General features: G+C 68.9%; 18 protein-coding genes. 10 read left to right on the forward strand and 8 right to left on the reverse strand.

The window, feature by feature from the left end:
• Positions 1-144: 144 nt before the first annotated feature.
• Positions 145-933, forward strand: a complete 789-nt coding sequence (locus N7L95_RS22260; protein ID WP_301257437.1) for a DUF4397 domain-containing protein — start codon at positions 145-147, stop codon at positions 931-933.
• Between the two features lie 108 nt (positions 934-1,041).
• On the opposite strand, the gene N7L95_RS22265 is transcribed toward N7L95_RS22260, so the two are convergent.
• Positions 1,042-2,523: a cellulase family glycosylhydrolase gene (locus tag N7L95_RS22265; protein ID WP_301257438.1), complete on the reverse strand. Its 1,482-nt coding sequence runs from the start codon at positions 2,521-2,523 to the stop codon at positions 1,042-1,044.
• A gap of 341 nt (positions 2,524-2,864) precedes the next feature.
• Between N7L95_RS22265 and dbpA the strand changes: the two genes are divergently transcribed.
• Positions 2,865-4,286 carry an ATP-dependent RNA helicase DbpA gene (gene dbpA / locus N7L95_RS22270; protein WP_301257439.1) on the forward strand — a complete coding sequence of 474 codons (1,422 nt, stop codon included), beginning with the start codon at positions 2,865-2,867 and terminating at the stop codon, positions 4,284-4,286.
• A gap of 24 nt (positions 4,287-4,310) precedes the next feature.
• On the opposite strand, the gene N7L95_RS22275 is transcribed toward dbpA, so the two are convergent.
• Positions 4,311-5,333 carry an LLM class flavin-dependent oxidoreductase gene (locus tag N7L95_RS22275; protein WP_301257440.1) on the reverse strand — a complete coding sequence of 341 codons (1,023 nt, stop codon included), beginning with the start codon at positions 5,331-5,333 and terminating at the stop codon, positions 4,311-4,313.
• A 226-nt stretch (positions 5,334-5,559) separates the two neighbouring features.
• On the opposite strand from N7L95_RS22275, the gene N7L95_RS22280 reads away from it, so the two are divergent.
• Entirely contained in the window at positions 5,560-6,330 is a 771-nt protein-coding gene (locus N7L95_RS22280) for a ParA family protein (RefSeq protein WP_301257441.1), read from the forward strand.
• Between the two features lie 22 nt (positions 6,331-6,352).
• Here N7L95_RS22280 and arfB read toward each other — a convergent pair whose 3' ends face one another.
• The gene (gene arfB / locus N7L95_RS22285) at positions 6,353-6,760 is read right to left on the reverse strand and encodes an alternative ribosome rescue aminoacyl-tRNA hydrolase ArfB (protein ID WP_301257442.1); all 408 of its coding nucleotides are present in this window, start codon (positions 6,758-6,760) and stop codon (positions 6,353-6,355) included.
• 251 nt (positions 6,761-7,011) lie between these two features.
• Here arfB and N7L95_RS22290 point away from each other — a divergent pair, with 251 nt between their 5' ends.
• On the forward strand, positions 7,012-7,557 hold the full coding sequence (locus N7L95_RS22290) for a hypothetical protein (protein ID WP_301257443.1): 546 nt from the start codon (positions 7,012-7,014) through the stop codon (positions 7,555-7,557).
• 23 nt (positions 7,558-7,580) lie between these two features.
• Here N7L95_RS22290 and N7L95_RS22295 read toward each other — a convergent pair whose 3' ends face one another.
• On the reverse strand, positions 7,581-7,904 hold the full coding sequence (locus tag N7L95_RS22295) for a 2Fe-2S iron-sulfur cluster-binding protein (protein ID WP_301257444.1): 324 nt from the start codon (positions 7,902-7,904) through the stop codon (positions 7,581-7,583).
• Between the two features lie 159 nt (positions 7,905-8,063).
• Between N7L95_RS22295 and N7L95_RS22300 the strand changes: the two genes are divergently transcribed.
• The 5 genes from N7L95_RS22300 (at position 8,064) to N7L95_RS22320 (ending at position 11,191) form a co-directional block, all read left to right on the forward strand.
• The gene (locus tag N7L95_RS22300; protein WP_301257445.1) at positions 8,064-8,582 is read left to right on the forward strand and encodes a GNAT family N-acetyltransferase; all 519 of its coding nucleotides are present in this window, start codon (positions 8,064-8,066) and stop codon (positions 8,580-8,582) included.
• Between the two features lie 213 nt (positions 8,583-8,795).
• Complete coding sequence (locus tag N7L95_RS22305; RefSeq protein ID WP_301257446.1) at positions 8,796-9,017, forward strand: hypothetical protein; 222 nt, start codon at positions 8,796-8,798, stop codon at positions 9,015-9,017.
• Between the two features lie 116 nt (positions 9,018-9,133).
• The gene (locus tag N7L95_RS22310) at positions 9,134-10,084 is read left to right on the forward strand and encodes a DUF808 domain-containing protein (protein WP_301257447.1); all 951 of its coding nucleotides are present in this window, start codon (positions 9,134-9,136) and stop codon (positions 10,082-10,084) included.
• 100 nt (positions 10,085-10,184) lie between these two features.
• Positions 10,185-10,727 carry a YgjP-like metallopeptidase domain-containing protein gene (locus N7L95_RS22315; protein ID WP_301257448.1) on the forward strand — a complete coding sequence of 181 codons (543 nt, stop codon included), beginning with the start codon at positions 10,185-10,187 and terminating at the stop codon, positions 10,725-10,727.
• 116 nt (positions 10,728-10,843) lie between these two features.
• Positions 10,844-11,191 (forward strand): hypothetical protein, encoded by a 348-nt coding sequence (locus tag N7L95_RS22320; RefSeq protein WP_301257449.1) that lies wholly within the window; start codon positions 10,844-10,846, stop codon positions 11,189-11,191.
• Positions 11,192-11,227: 36 nt separating this feature from the next.
• On the opposite strand, the gene N7L95_RS22325 is transcribed toward N7L95_RS22320, so the two are convergent.
• Positions 11,228-11,551: an H-NS histone family protein gene (locus tag N7L95_RS22325; protein WP_301257450.1), complete on the reverse strand. Its 324-nt coding sequence runs from the start codon at positions 11,549-11,551 to the stop codon at positions 11,228-11,230.
• A 206-nt stretch (positions 11,552-11,757) separates the two neighbouring features.
• Between N7L95_RS22325 and N7L95_RS22330 the strand changes: the two genes are divergently transcribed.
• Complete coding sequence (locus N7L95_RS22330) at positions 11,758-12,735, forward strand: DNA-processing protein DprA (RefSeq protein WP_301257451.1); 978 nt, start codon at positions 11,758-11,760, stop codon at positions 12,733-12,735.
• On the opposite strand, the gene N7L95_RS22335 is transcribed toward N7L95_RS22330, so the two are convergent.
• The 3 genes from N7L95_RS22335 to N7L95_RS22345 form a co-directional block, all read right to left on the reverse strand.
• Positions 12,732-13,217 carry a hypothetical protein gene (locus N7L95_RS22335; protein ID WP_301257452.1) on the reverse strand — a complete coding sequence of 162 codons (486 nt, stop codon included), beginning with the start codon at positions 13,215-13,217 and terminating at the stop codon, positions 12,732-12,734. The genes N7L95_RS22330 and N7L95_RS22335 overlap by 4 nt on opposite strands.
• A gap of 207 nt (positions 13,218-13,424) precedes the next feature.
• The gene (locus N7L95_RS22340) at positions 13,425-14,081 is read right to left on the reverse strand and encodes a PEP-CTERM sorting domain-containing protein (protein ID WP_301257453.1); all 657 of its coding nucleotides are present in this window, start codon (positions 14,079-14,081) and stop codon (positions 13,425-13,427) included.
• 249 nt (positions 14,082-14,330) lie between these two features.
• Entirely contained in the window at positions 14,331-15,137 is an 807-nt protein-coding gene (locus N7L95_RS22345) for a hypothetical protein (protein WP_301257454.1), read from the reverse strand.
• Between the last annotated feature and the right edge of the window lie 129 nt (positions 15,138-15,266).

The raw sequence follows: 15,266 nt of genomic DNA on the forward strand, positions 1-15,266 counted from the left end.
ATCGTTGTCGGAGAACGCCGACACGCGCGCTGCTTCCCCTCCGATAACGCTGCAAGCGATCCACTTCGATCATTCGTCTGCTTTATCGCAGCCGCTTGTTGCTTCAAGCGGTCCCCTATCAACATTTCTACAGGGTGTACCTACATGAATAAGCTCTCCAAGCTCCTGCTCGCAGTGGTCGCTCCCGCCTTCCTGCTGGCGGCCTGCGGTGGTGGTGGCAGCGACGACAACCTGGACGACCGCACCGACACGGCCGATCCCAAGATCCGCTTCGTGCACGCCGTGCCGGTGGCGCCCGACGTCACCCTCTACCACAACGGCAACAAGGTGCGCGAGGTGGACGGTGTCAACTACAAGTTTGCGTCCCAGTACCTGGAGTTCAACACCGGTGACACCGACCTGATGGTGAAGACGACCGGCGCCGACGTGCAGGTGGGCAGCAAGGTGCCCTTCGAGGCCGAGCGGGGCCACAAGTACACCCTGGTGGCGCTGCCGGCCCTGGCCGGCACCGATCTGCACCTGATCGACGACCCCTATGACAAGGGCCTGCTGAGCGACAAGGCGCGGGTGCGGGTGCTGCATGCAGCCTTCAACTCCGCCGCGGTGGACGTCTACCTGACCCGCGCGAACGAAGACATCGCCACCCTGGCGCCGCGGTTCTCCAATGTCGGCTTCAAGCAGACCCAGCCGCGTTCGGGTGAAGACTCGCTGGAAGTGGAGGGCCATGATGACTGGCGCCTGCGCATCACCTCGGCCGGCACCAAGGACGTGCTGTTCGACTCGCCGGTGAAGCTCGGTGACAACGCCGACTGGCTGCTGACCGTCATCCCGAGCGGCGGCATTGGCAGCGTCATCCCGAACGACTTCAAGGTGCTGGTGGTGAAGGCCGACGATGGCAGCCGCACCACGCAGGAGCTCACCTCGCAAGACTGAGCTTGAAGCGCAGCCCGGCGGCATCGCCGCCGGGCTGCCGCCATCGCGCCCGCCACGGCATTGCCTGGCGGGCGCGATGGCGTTCTGGCCACGCGGGGCCGCGTCGTGTCAGCGGTTGGCGCAGAAGCCGAACTGCACACTGCCCTTGCCCGGCACGCTCGCGTTCCAGCCGACGCCGGAAGCCGTCAGCACCTGGCCTTGCTGCGACCAGGTGGCGTTCCAGGCGGTGTAGACCTTGCCCTCGATGCCGACCTTCACCTTCCAGGTCTGTGCCGTGCTGCCGCCGTTGCGGACGTCGACATTGGCGCAGTAGCCGGCGCCCCAGTCATTCGTCTTGCTGACCTGGGTCGTCACGCCCGACGGCGGGGGCGGCGGAGGCGGAGGGGGCGGCGGCGGAGGCGGAGGCGGAGGCGGCGGAGGCGGAGGCGGAGGCGGAGGCGGAGGCGGAGGCGGAGGCGGAGGCGGCGGCGGGTTCCCGACGTCGTTCCAGAAAGTCCGCAGCAGCGCCAGCTTGTCCTCGCGCACCGAGACCCAATCATCCTTCAGGATGCCGCCGGTGTCACCGCTGTTCGGGTTCCATGACCAGTAGAAGACATTGCTGATGCCCTTGCGCTTGAGCCACGCGAAGAGCGCATCCTGGAAGGCCTTGTCCTTTGGGTTGCCGCTGCCGTACTTGCCACCGGTCTCGCCGATGGCCATGGCGTAGCCCTGGCTCGCGAAGCGGCCGAAGTGCGCTTCCCACACCGCCGGCATGTTGGCCGGGAAGTTGGGCGCGTCGAAATAGCTCTGGTGTGCCACGTCGGGCCCATAGACGTGGGGCGACAGCACCAGCTTGTTGAGCGGGATGTTGAGCGGCTTGCATGCCAGCGGTTCGAGGTTGCCGCCCCACCACCAGCCGGGGGTGGTGCTGCACTGGCTCTGCCCACCGATGCCCTCGACGATGACCAGCGCGTCGGGGGCGACCTGCAGCACCGCCTTGGCGGCACGCTCGGCCGCCAGGTTCCAGTCGGTCGCTGCGTTGCCGGTGCCCCAGGTGGCACTGCCGTGCGGCTCGTTCTTCAGGTCCAGCCCAAGGAAGTGCGTGTGGCCCTTGTAGCGCTGCGCCACCATCTTCAGGTCGGCGATCCACTGCGCCTCGGTGTAGCCGGGCACATACCAGAGCTCCGAGATCTGGCTGCAGTCGGGCCGGTGATGGTCGATCAGCACGTACATGCGGCGACGATCCAGCTCGGCCACCAGCTTGTCCAGCACCTGCAGGCTGTTCAGGCCTTGCAGGTCCGGGTTGCGGCTGGCGTCGATCGACGAGGTCGGCTCGCCACGCAGGCTGCCAGGGCAGACCGGGATGCGCACGGCGTTGAAGCCGGCGGATTGCATCTGGTCCAGCATCTCCTTCCAGTTGCGGGCCCAGAGGCCGTGGACGACGCGGGTTTCGGTCTCGAAGCCGAACCAGTTCACGCCTTTCAGCGTCACGCGGTTGCCGGCCTGATCGTGGATCTGCCCGCCAGACACGTAGAAGGCGGCTGCCGGCGTGCCTGTGAGCGACAGCGCAGCGAGCACGGCGGCGCAGGCCCAATGTTGCTTGAGTTTCATGGCTTGGAATGCAGGGGTTTCAGGGCACGGCGCAGCGACACGCCGTGGCGAGTCTGCTGGGGAGGGCAGGCCGCCATCGTCCGGCAACCCATTGGGTGCCGGGTAAGCAGGCGTGACGTGGTGAGGTGCCATTGGCAAGCCGGCTGCCGCAGCGATCGATGGCCGATCGCCAGGGAGAACCGGGGCCGCCGTGCTCGCTTGCCTGGCGCTGGCGGGTGCCTGGCGCGTTGGCCCGCCTGTTGCAGCTGCACACCAAGCGATCGGCCTGCAGCGTGCAAGACGGCGCACCCGGGCGCGGCGGCCGGCGCAGGGCAGGCGGTGGCTGCTGGGATAATCCGTCGATGAACAGCTCAGATTCCACCTCCGGGGCCGCCGGCTCCGCCTTCGCCAGCTTGCCGCTTGCGCCCGCCATGCTGGCCAACCTGGAGCGACTGGGCTACCTGGCGATGACGCCGATCCAGGCGGCCAGCCTGCCACTGGCCCTGGCAGGGCACGATCTGATCGCCCAGGCCCGCACCGGCAGCGGCAAGACGGCCGCTTTTGCGCTCGCGCTGCTGGCCCGGCTGGATGTACGGCGCTTCGCGGTGCAATCCATGGTGCTGTGCCCGACGCGGGAGCTGGCCGACCAGGTGGCGCAGGAGATTCGCCGCCTCGCCAGGGCGGAGGACAACATCAAGGTGCTGACCTTGTGTGGCGGCGCCACCTTGCGGCCGCAGGCCGCCAGCCTGGAGCACGGCGCGCATGTGGTGGTCGGCACGCCCGGCCGCATCCTCGACCACCTCGAGCGCGGCCACCTCCAACTGGAAGCGCTCAACACCCTGGTGCTCGACGAGGCAGACCGCATGCTCGACATGGGGTTCTTCGACGACATCGCGGCCGTCGCACGGCAGTGCCCCCGCGAGCGGCAGACCCTCTTGTTCTCGGCGACCTACCCGGAGGGGATTGCCAAGCTGAGCCAGCAATTCCTGCGCTCCCCCCAGGAAGTGAAGCTGCAGGGCGGCCATGCCCCCACCAAGATCCGGCAGCGCTGGTACGAGGTCGGCGAGGATGAGCGGCTGCACGCCGTGTCGCTGCTGCTGAACCATTTCCGGCCGCTCAGCACGCTGGCCTTCTGCAATACCCGGCAGCAGTGCCGCGACCTGGTCGATGTACTGCGCGCGCAGGGCTTCCAGGCGCTGGCGCTGCATGGCGAACTGGAGCAGCGCGACCGCGACCAGGTGCTGATCCAGTTCGCCAACCGCAGCTGCTCGGTGCTGGTGGCCACCGACGTGGCGGCCCGCGGGCTCGACATCGCCCAGCTGGAGGCAGTGATCAACGTCGACGTGACGCCGGAGCCGGAAGTGCATGTGCACCGCATCGGCCGCACCGGTCGCGCCGACCAGGACGGCTGGGCCCTCAACCTGGCGAGCCTGGACGAGATGGGGCGGGTCGGCCGCATCGAGCAACTGCAAGGCCGTGAGTCCGAATGGCATCCGCTGGCGGAACTCAAGCCGACCGGCAGCGGGCCGTTGCAGGCCCCCATGGTGACGCTGCAGATCCTCGGCGGTCGCAAGGAAAAGATCCGGCCGGGTGACGTGCTGGGCGCCCTGACCCAGGACGCCGGCTTCGCCGCTGCTCAGATCGGCAAGATCAACGTCACCGAGTTCTCGACCTATGTGGCAGTGGAGCGGGACATTGCGGCGGCGGCCTTGCGCAAGCTCTCCGGTGGCAAGGTGAAGGGCCGCAAGGTCAAGGCGCGCTTCCTGGACGACGGGCAGCCCTGAGCCGGTGCCACCGGCTCCCAGCGTTCAGACGGCCGGCGCCCGCAGGTCGAACTCGCGCGCCAGCAACCGGTAGGAGTTGCGGCGCACGGCCGGATCGTGGGCCCAGGTGTTGATGACCAGTTCGTCCAGCTGCAGTTCCTCGGCCAGCGCGCGCAGCTTGTCGGCCACCTGCCGCGGGTCGCCGACGAAGGCCTTGCGCCGGGAGGCTTCGACCGTCGGCGCGTCCTCGGCGCTGAAGCCGCCCGCCGCAATCAGCTCGGGTGCCTGCAGCGGCCCCAGCACGCCGCGCGCGCGGTCGGCGCGCCAGCGGTCGCGGCTCAGCGCATGGTGGCGGGCTTCTGCCTCGGAGTCGGCGGCCAGCGCCCAGACGCAGACGGTGGCCTGTGGCTTCGGATGGCGGGCGCTCGGCTGGTAGAGGGCCCGGTAGAGCCCCAGTGCCTGCTCCACGCCCAGCCCGTCCATGAAAAAGTAGGCGAACGCATAGGGCAGGCCGTATTGCGCGGCCAGCCTTGCCCCGTAGTCCGAGCTGCCGAGCACCCAGAGCTCGGGCACCCGCTGCCAGCGGTCGTGCTCCATCCGCGGCGGCCGCGGGTGAGCCACGATGCCGTGATGCGGCTGGCCGCTGACCCAGGCCTGCAGGTCCAGCACCTGTTCTGGAAAGTGGTCGGCTGCCGTCGGCGCCTGCGGGTTGAGCGCACGGGCGGTGCGCATGTCGCCACCGGGCGCGCGGCCCACACCGAGGTCGATTCGGCCCGGTGCCAGGGCCTCCAGCACCCGGAACTGCTCTGCCACCTTCAGCGCCGCGTAGTGGGGCAGCATCACCCCGGCACTGCCGATGCGGATGTGGCGGGTGCGAGCGGCGATGGCGGCCATCAGCACCTCGGGTGCCGAGCCGACGATGGTCGGCAGGCTGTGGTGCTCGCTGAGCCAGAAGCGGTGGTAGCCCAGCGCCTCGCAGTGCTGGGCGAGTTCCAGGGTGTCGCGGATGGCGGCGTCTTCGCTGCTGCCGGCAAGCGAGACCGATTGATCAAGGACGGAGAGTTTCATGCGGTGCGGTGCCTGCTGTCGTATGCCGTGAGGCGCTGCGCCAGCGTATGCGAAGGCCCGCACGCTGCCGGCGCGGACCGGATTAGCCCCCACGCCGCGGGCGTTCTTTGCACTCTGCTTGTTGCGCTGCACAATGAAGATATCCGGCGGGCGGCGCGCATCCAAGGTGCATGCGCACCGCTGTCGATGTGGCGGCCGGCCGGTATCCCTGCGGGAGGTGTTCGCGGTGCGGCATGTCGTGTTCAATCAGAAGGGCGGGGTCGGCAAGTCGACCATCACGTGCAACCTCGCTGCCATCAGCGCCCACCAGGGCTGGCGCACCCTGGTGATCGACCTTGACCCCCAGGGCAATTCCACCCGCTACCTGCTGGGCGGGCCGCCACCATCCGGGCTGCCGACGCTGGCTGACTTCTTCGAGCAGACCCTGAAGTTCAGCGTCCATCCCCGGGCAGCCCGGGAGTTTGTCATCGCCACGCCCTGGCCCGGGCTGCACCTGCTGGCTTCCTCTCCTCGGCTGGACGAACTCCAGGGCAAGCTGGAGACGCGCTACAAGATCTACAAGTTGCGCGAAGCGCTTGCCGAGCTGGCCAGCGACCATGAGCGCATCTACATCGACACCGCCCCGGCGCTCAACTTCTTCACCCGGTCGGCACTGATTGCGGCGCAGGGCTGCCTGATTCCCTTCGACTGCGACGATTTCTCCCGGCATGCGGTCGACAGCTTGCTCGACAGCGTGCAGGAGATCCGCAGCGACCACAACCATGAGCTGCAGGTGGATGGCATCGTGGTCAACCAGTTCCAGCCGCGAGCCAAGGTGCCCCAGCGACTGGTGCAGGCCTTGCTGGACGACGGCCTGCCGGTGCTACAGCCCTATCTCAGCGCCTCGGTGAAGATCCGCGAATCGCACGAGCAGCGCAAGCCCATGATCCACCTCGATCCCCGGCACAAGCTGACGCAGGAATTCCTCGCACTGCACCGGGCCTTGCCGACCCGCTAGGGCGCGTCGCTGCGCCGGTCTGTCACTCGGTGACGCGGCCGCGCAGGGCCTTCACCTGCCCGCGCTGCACCTTGGCCTCCACCCGCCGGCGTTGCGAGCCGCGGGTCGGGCGGGTCGGGCGCCGCACCTCGGGCACGTCGGCGGCGCGGGCCACCAGCTCGTGCAGGCGTGCCAGCGCGTCGTCGCGGTTTTGCTCCAGGCTGCGGTAGCTTTGCGCCTTGATGACCACCACCCCTTGGGCGCTGATGCGCTGGTCGCGCAGGGCCAGCAGCCGCTCTTTGAGGAGGGGCGGTAGCGAGGAGGCCGTGATGTCGAAACGCAGGTGCACCGCGTTCGACACCTTGTTGACGTTCTGCCCGCCGGCCCCCTGGGCCCGAATGGCGGTGAACTCGATCTCCTCGTCTTTCAGTGTGAAGCGCAACTCCGGCATGGCGCAAGCATAGCGCCGGGGCCTGCCCTCGGCGCGGCCTTGACCGCTGGTAAGGCCACGGCAGGCGCGTGCACTTTATGCCCAGGAAACTGTCATTCAGAAGCTTGTCCTTACTGTGTGAAACGCTTGTTCGTTGCGGTTCCGAGCATCGTCCCCTAGGGTTTTCCATAACCCGTCGCCACTTCGGCGGCCAGCCGTTCCGCCGGTCCGCCTCGGCCGGCGGCTGCGGAGCTCCCAGGGAGACCAGCAACGTGGACAGAGTGAGGATCTCGGCCCGCCGGCCATGGTTTGCGGCCGCCGCCTTCGTATGGGCATTGCAAGGCCAGCCGGCCAGCGCATTGGCAGTCAGCGGCGGCGCGACGCCAGCCCCGGCAACCGGCGAAGAGCGCGGCCGCTCATCGCCCCAGCCAGCCGCTGCCAGCTTCGTGGCCGGGTTGGGCGCACCGCGCCTGCCAGGCGGGGGCTGGGGCGTCGCCCTGCCACTGCGCCCGGGCGCCGCTGGTATCGGCCATGCGGCACTGTTCCCGCTGGCGGCCGACCCGGGCGCTGCGGTGCCCGGCGCGCTGCCGCCTCACACCCGGTCGGCATCGCTTGGCGGGCAGGCGAGTCGCAGCGGCTCCGGTGGCACCAGGCAGGGCGGTGGACGGCCGGCGGCGCCGGCCGCCCCCTCCACCGCGTCCGCCTCCTTCGATCCGGCCGCTGCCTCACCGTGGGAGTCGGCCCTGGCGGGCCTGGGCATCGCGGTCTATCTGGCGGCCAGGCGCCGGCGCGGCTTGACCCGCTGGCTGCCGAGCTGAGCCGGGCCCCGCGGGCCGGCGCTTCATGCGGTGGGGATGCGCGTGGCGTGCGGCACCTCCAGCACCAGGTCGGACCGGGCATGCGCCACGCAGGGGAGGATCCAGCCTTGCTGCTTCTCTTCGGCGCTCAACCCGGGCCAGGCGATGGAGTAGCTGACGCTGCCGCGCTGCAGGCGGCACATGCAGGCACGGCAGGTGCCGTTGCGACAGGAGCTGGGCAGCCGGATGCCCGCTTCACGCGCCGCGGCCAGCAGGCTCGTGCCTTCGGGTACCGGCAGGCGCCAGCCGGCGGGCTCCAGGAGGAGTTCGTGCGGAGCGGGAGATGCTGCTGGCTGGACTGGTGGCATGGAAGACGGTGGCATCCGGCCATTGTCGGGCGACCGGCGCCGACATGGTCCGGCTGGGGGCGGCGGGCCGTGCGTGGTGCCTTTGCAAATGCAGATGCAATGTGTGCTGAAACGACGACAATCCGACCCTTCCATTTTTGTTTCCCGATGAATCCCGTCATGTCCCGTTACCAGGTCCGACCCGCCACCGCCCGCGATGCCAAGGCCATCGCCGAGATCCATGTCGCTGCTTGGCAGACCGCCTATCAAGGCCTGGTGCCCGACGAGCACCTGAAGAGCCTGTCGGTCGAGAAGCGCCAGGCCTTCTGGAAGGAGGCGGTGGAGATGTTCGAACCGCAGGTGCATGTGGCCACCGAAGACGGGCGGGTGGTCGGTTTCGTCGGCTTCGATCGTTCGCGCGACAAGGGCACGCCGTCGACCACCGGCGAGATCTGGGCAATCTATGCCGCGCCCTCGCACTGGGCCACCGGCGTCGGGCTTGCCTTGTGGGACGCGGCTCGCGACGGCTTGGTGGAGGAAGGCTGCACCAAGGTCACCGTGTGGGTGCACCTGCGCAACGAACGCGCCTTGCGCTTCCATGAGCTGGCCGGCTTCAAGCGGGAGATGAACTCCGCCAAGACGGTGGCTGTCGGTGGCGTGAAGCTCGAAGAGATCCGCCTGCAACGCGACATCGCCTGACACCCGTGTGCCTGCGGCCCGCACCAGGGCCGCTCAGGCCCTGCTGTTGTGCGGCGCGGCCCCCGCAGGTGGGGGCCTTGTCAGGGATTTTTCTACAAGCCGGGCAGCGGCTGTCCGACGCATCTCACCGCGGCGCTCTGAATGAAGCCCATGAAGCCCTTGCCTACAGTTGGTCCATCGTCAACACCCCGCTCGCCCCAGGAGACTGATGCCATGGACGCCACCTTCACCACCCTTCCCGTGCTGCAAGGCTTCGAATTGCGCTTCCGCTCGCTCTTCAATCAGGGCCGTGGACTGGCGTTTCCCTGCGATGCCAAGGGCCAGGTCAATCTCGACTCGCTGAGCGACCGGGCGCGGCAGAACTACCTGTACGCCCGCGCCGTGGTGGGCCGCGAATTCGCGGTGCCGGCCGTCGTGCCGGCCGAGACGCACTGATCCCCAGCCGAGGGCAAACGCGGCGCTGGGCCGCGATCGGGTTCTGAGACAATGCCTCCCGCCCGCCCGGGCGCACCGAAGACGCCGCGGGCACCATCACCAGGAGGACTTATTCAATGGCCGGAACCAGCCTGCTCGCCCTGATCGACGACATCGCGACCATCCTCGACGATGTCGCCGTGCTCACCAAGGTGGCGACGAAAAAGACGGCCGGCGTGCTGGGGGACGATCTGGCGCTCAATGCCCAGCAGGTGTCGGGCGTCAATGCCGACCGCGAGCTGCCCGTGGTGTGGGCGGTGGCCGTGGGCTCCATGCGCAACAAGGCCATCCTGGTGCCGGCCGCGCTGGCCATCAGCATCTTCGCGCCGGTGGCGGTCACGCCGCTGCTGATGATCGGCGGCGCCTACCTCTGCTTTGAAGGCTTCGAGAAGCTCGCCCACAAGTTCCTGCACAGCCAGGCCGAGGACGACGCCCACCATGCCGAGCTGGCTCATGCGCTCGCGGATCCCTCCGTGGACCTGGTGGCCTACGAGAAGGAGAAGATCAAGGGGGCGGTGCGCACCGACTTCATCCTCTCGGCCGAGATCATCGTGATTGCGCTGGGCACGGTGGCGACCGCACCCCTGGCGACCAAGGTGGCGGTGCTGGTCGGCATCGCCCTGATCATGACGGTCGGGGTCTATGGATTGGTGGCGGGCATTGTGAAGCTGGACGACGCCGGCTTCTACCTGATGAAGCGCCAAGGGCAGGACGCCCTGACCCGCATCGGCAAAGGCTTCGGCGCGCTGCTGCTCAAGGCCGCGCCCCTGCTGATGAAGGGCCTGGCTGTGGCTGGCACGGTGGCGATGTTCCTGGTCGGCGGCGGCATCCTGACACACGGGCTGCCCGGTGCCCACGAGGTGATCGAGAGCGTCGAGCACAGCATGGCCGGCGTGCCGGCCATCGGTGGCGTGTTGCAGGCGCTGACGCCGCCCGTGCTCAACGGGCTGGCCGGCGTGCTGGCCGGCGCCGTTGTTCTGGCGGTGGTCACCGTGGCACAACGCCTGTTCGGCAAGAAGGGCGGCTGAGCCGCTGCGTCCGACTGCGCGAGCGCGGCCTGGCCGGCACCGCGGGCGCCAGCCGCCGGGCGGGGGGCCGCGGGCGCTTCATGGCCGGATCCCAACAAGCATGCACAGCTCCGATTCGCTCCCACCGCTGAAATACCTCGCCGCCTACCCCGCACCGCTGCAGCAGCAAGTGCGCGAGCTGCTGGCGCAGGGGCGCCTGGGCGAGATGCTCGCGCGCCGTTACCCGGCAGCGCACGACGTGCGCTGCGACCGTGCCCTGTATGCCTATGTGCAGGCGTTGAAGCAGCGTTTCCTGCGCAATGCGGAGCCGCTCAGCAAAGTGGCCTACGACAACAAGCTGCATGTCATCCAGCATGCCCTGGGCACCCACACCACCGTGTCGCGGGTGCAGGGGGGCAAGTTGAAGGCCAAGCGGGAGATCCGGGTGGCAGCGCTGTTCAAGGACACGCCCGCCGAGTTCCTGAAGATGATCGTCGTGCATGAGCTGGCCCACGTCAAGGAGCGGGAACATGACAAGGCCTTCTACCAGCTGTGCACCCACATGGCGCCCGACTACCACCAGCTGGAATTCGACCTGCGCCTCTATCTCACCCATCAGGACCACCTGGCGAGGCAGCCCCGGGCCGAAGGCCCGCGGCCCTGAGCGGCAGCGCGGGGCCCGCCGTCTTGAAGACCGGCGCCTCGCCCCCAGCTGCGGTATCGAAGCCGGCAGGAAGCAGCGTGGCAGCCGTACCGTGCCGGCAAGCTTGGAGGTGGCCCTTGAACATCACTGGAAAAACCGATCGTGCCCCGGCCGGCCTGGGGGTGGTGGTGACCTTGGCACGTCTGCTGGAGCGGATGGAGCGCAGCCCGCAGGCGCCGTCACCCGAGCAATATCGCGATGTGGTGGCCCGCTTGTCGCGAGCCTTGTCCCAGCTCTCGCCGCCCGCGGCGGTGCAAGCTGTGCTAGCGGCCTATCCGGCCACGGCAGAGTTGTACGAGAACCTCAACTACCAGCACGCCGGCTTGTGCCGCTCCCCGTTGGAGGCGGCACTGAATGCGGAGCTGCGGGCGCAGGAGGTCATGGCCAGGGTGTCCCGACTTGCCAGGCCAGCCGCGCCGCAATAGGCGCGGATCGACCGCAGAGCGACGGCCTCGGTCGCTTCAGACCGCCGGGTCCTTGTTCGCGGCGCCCGACTCGGGGGCGGCGTTGCCGACCCGCAGCTCGGCCACCGTGTAGCCCTCGTTCAGCAACGCCCGCTTGAGCCAGTCGGGCTGGGCGCCTTCGCCGTTCCAGGTGTCCCCGGTGGTGGGGTGGCGGTAGCGCACGCTGTCGGGGACCGGTGGCCGGGCGACCGGCTCCGGCGCATGGCGGAGATCCTTGGCGGTCAAGCCCCAGAATGCCATGAGCTTGCGCACGGTGCGCAGGGCGGCTTCCTTCTGCGGGTTGTCGATCGGGGGTGGGGACTCTGCGGGTCTTCGATTCATGGCCAACACTACCGGCACGGCATTCCGCGCCTCCAAAGGGCGCCAGCAGGCTGCGCTAAGGCGACGCTCCGGCCATACAGCCTAACAGACAGACTGCGCGGGCTGCGGCGCTGCTCGCACAACTGTCGCGCCGGCGCGTCTGCCGGGGACAGCTGCCAGGGGCGGTGCGCTGTCGTCGCCAGGGCAGGGCGGAGAGAATGCGCACCATGCTTTCGTCCACCGCGTCCGCTTCGCTGCCCGACCGGCCGTCCCCCCTGGCTGTCGCCGCCCTGGCCTTGTTGCGCAGTGGCCGCCTCAGCGGCGCCCCGCTGCGTCGGTGTATTGAAGCGGTCGCCGCGAGCAGTGTGGCCGATCCGGACCAGCACCTGCTCGTACAGGCCGGGGTGCGCCCGGGGGAGCTGAATGCCAGCCTGTCGCAAGCGCGGGCAACGCTGGAACAGGGGCTGGCGCAGGGCATCCAGGCCCTGACCTGCGCTGATGCTGCCTATCCGCCGGCACTGCGCGGGCTGGCGCAATCGCCTCCTGTGCTTTTCGTGCGCGGCTCGCTCGACAGCCTGGCACACGGACCGGCAGTGGCGGTGGTCGGCACCCGGCGCGCCACCGCCCACGGGCAGGCGATCGCTCGCCGGCTCGGGGCCACGCTGGCAGAAGCCGGGTGGCGGGTGGTGGGCGGCCTGGCGGGCGGCATCGACGCTGCAGCCCAGGAAGGGAGCCTGCACGGTGCCCGAGCGGGGCTGCTGGTGGTCGATCATGGCCTCGACAGGCTCGGGCCCAAGGGCCAGCGGGAACTGGCCGAGCGGGTGCTGGCCCAGGGCGGGGCCTGCCTGTCCGAGCACGCGCCGGGCGTGCGCGCGACACCCGACTCGCTTGCGGCGCGCCATCGGCTCGAGGCAGAACTCGCCTGTGGTTCGGTCGTCGTGGAAGGTGCGGCCAGCAGCGCTGCCTTCACGCACGCGCAGCACTGCTCGGCGCTGGGCCGAGTGCTGTTCGCCGTGCTGCCGCCGGAGGACGCCGGCGTCAGCACGCAGCGAGGCCTGCCACAGCGCCTGGTGCAGCAGCTCCAGGCCCGCGTGATCCACACCCGTGACGACTACCCGGCCCTGCTCGAGGCGCTTGCCGCAGCCGCGCAGCGACTCGGCGCAGGCCAGGCGGTAGCGGCAGTGGCGCAGCAACGCCCCGCTTAGCGCGAGCCGGGACGGCCTTCGCGTCCCGAGTGGTTCTGCGCATCCAGGCCCCGGTCTGGCGACTCGAAAACCTGGCGCTCTTCAGTGCCGGGCTCGATCAGCTCCTCGATCAGGAAGCTGCCGTATTTCTGTGCCCGCTCGGCATGGAAGGCGCGCGCAATATCGGCCACCTTGCGGGTCTCTTCGTCTTTCGGGGCATGCACCACCAGGAAGTGGTAGCCCTTGTCGGCCAGGGCTCCATGGGCCTTGACCAGATTGAGTTCCTGTCCCAACGACGCCAATGGACTGGCTTGAGCGATGTCTCGCTCGACCTGTGCCTTCATTTGTTCAGGGGTGTAGCGCACCACGTAGGCGTCGCTGAAGCCGGCGTCAGCCAGTGCCTCGGCGGCACCGTCCGCATCTGCCCCGCTCGGGAAGGAGGCCACGACGTGGCCGACCGGCTTGAACACGCCCAGAGTTTCCGGGTGATCATCTTTGTGCATTCGAGACCCCTCGATGTCTTGACCGAAATGCGCCTTCCGGGAAGAAGACGCAGCGCATGCCTGGCATGGTCGCCAATCACTGCGCGCCTGGCACTCGGACAGGCGCGCAGCCACTTGTCAGCGGCGTCTGACGCCGCCCATGAGGGGATGGGGGCGCCGGGCGGTGGCGCAGCCCCGGTTCAGCCGGCCGCGATGCCGGCAGCGACCTTACCGAGGGCGCCGGCGAACCAGCAGCAGGCCGCCCAGGCCGAGGGCGAAGAGGGCGTAGGTACCGGGCTCCGGCACCGGCACCAGGTTGCCCTCATAGAAATCGCCAAAGGCGAAATCGGCCTCGCTGGAGAGGGTCAGGCGGGTCACCGAGCCGCCCGTCCAGCCGAAGAACTTGGCGCCGCCGAAACCGTCGACCGTCTGGGTCACGGATTCACCGGTGGACAGGTCCAAGGTGATCTTGAATTCACCGAAAGGATTCGGCTCGACGAAAAAGCCGAAGGAGTCCACCCGCTCTGCCCGGTTTACGCCATTGAGCACGAGCCCCGGCGAAAAATCGATGCTCAGGGAGTTGCTGGGGCTGTAGAACACGGTGGTGCCGTCCGAGCCGGGCTGACCTGGCCAGGTCAGCCAGCTGCTGCCCACCGTGAAGCGCTGCACCGGCGTCGAGAAGTTGTCCAGCTTCGAGCCGCCGCTGAGCACGATGGAGGCCGGGGAATCGAAGTCATAGCCGGGAACGACCGTCGTGCCCTGGTAGGTGCCGACATCTACTTTCCATTGGTTGAGGTCCGTGTAGACGGTGGCGGCCTGGGCCGCGACGGTGGACAGCAGGGCGGCAGCGACGCCGAGGCTGGCCATGAGGGAGTTCAACTTCATGTAGTCCTCCTGATGTTGGGTGCGCAGGTTCGGTCGCCCGGCCGGGCGACCCAGGGTTTCCCCCGAGCGGATGTTCCGCCACGACCGGCGGCCGAGCTATGTCTGTGCTGACGTGACAGGGGGAATCGCAGGTCGCGGCGAACACAATTTGCAGAGCCGGCAGCGAGGGCGCTGCGGACCTGGCAAAAGAGCCTGTCACCCCCTTCAGGGGTGCACGAGCGCGCCGTGTAGAAAGCGCCGCTGGAGGAATCAGGAGGTCGTCGACCGCTGGATGGTGGGGCGCCAGCGGTCGAGGGCCAGCGCGAGCTTCATGGCAATGGCGGCCACACCGAAAACCAGTGCAAGCCACAAGTAGCCGGTGGACGGCCGTTGCTGCGCGTCCGGCACCTCGCGCACGGTGCCGCTCTTCAGCGTCTGCTCGTCACGCTCGTCCAGCCGGGTCGACAGCGCCAGTGCATGCTCCAGCGCCACGCCCGACTGCGGGCACAGCGTGAAGCGCGATTGAGCACGCAGCACCTCGGCGAACGCGCGGGTTTCCAGGAAAGGGGCGGCCGACTCGGCGACACGGCGTGCCGCACTGCAAAGCCGGGCCTGGGCCGGCAGGTAGTTGCGGCACTGCAGGAACTCGTCCACCTCCGGTGGGCAGCCGTCCGGTTGGGCCGGGGCGGTGGGCATCAGCGCTTGCTCCGGGCCCCCCGCCTGTCGCAGGCAGAAGCCGAACTTGGGCCGACGGAAGACGTCATCGTCTTCGGCCGGATTCGCGCATTCATGGGTCAGCAGCACGCGGGCGCTGCCACGCAGCTGCTCGGCGTCGCGGTCGGCCTCGGCCATCGCTTGCAGCCGCAGCAGGCTGCGCTGCACATCGGCGTAGCCGGCGGCAAAACCGGCAAGCGCCACTGCAAGCAGCAACTGTCCCAGCAACTCCATCCCGGCCACGCGCCGCGCATGCACAACCTCCGGAAGGTGCCGCAGCCAGCCGAGTTGCAGGCCGGCCGCCACGGCCAGGGCCAGACAGAGGGCGAGCGCAAACGACAGTGCGGGGCTACTGAAGATCACAGGCAGGTCGGAGGTGGCAGAAGGCAGTGGGCAGGGGCAAGCACCTGGCTTGCCCTTTCGAGCAGGGCGACAGGATAGCCGAAGGGCTCGCTCCCCGGCCGCCCGCGTTGGCGACTGTGGCGCCCATGT

Origin of the sequence: Eleftheria terrae (assembly GCF_030419005.1) — a bacterium.
In the GTDB taxonomy this organism is placed as follows: Bacteria; Pseudomonadota; Gammaproteobacteria; order Burkholderiales; family Burkholderiaceae_C; genus Caldimonas; species Caldimonas terrae.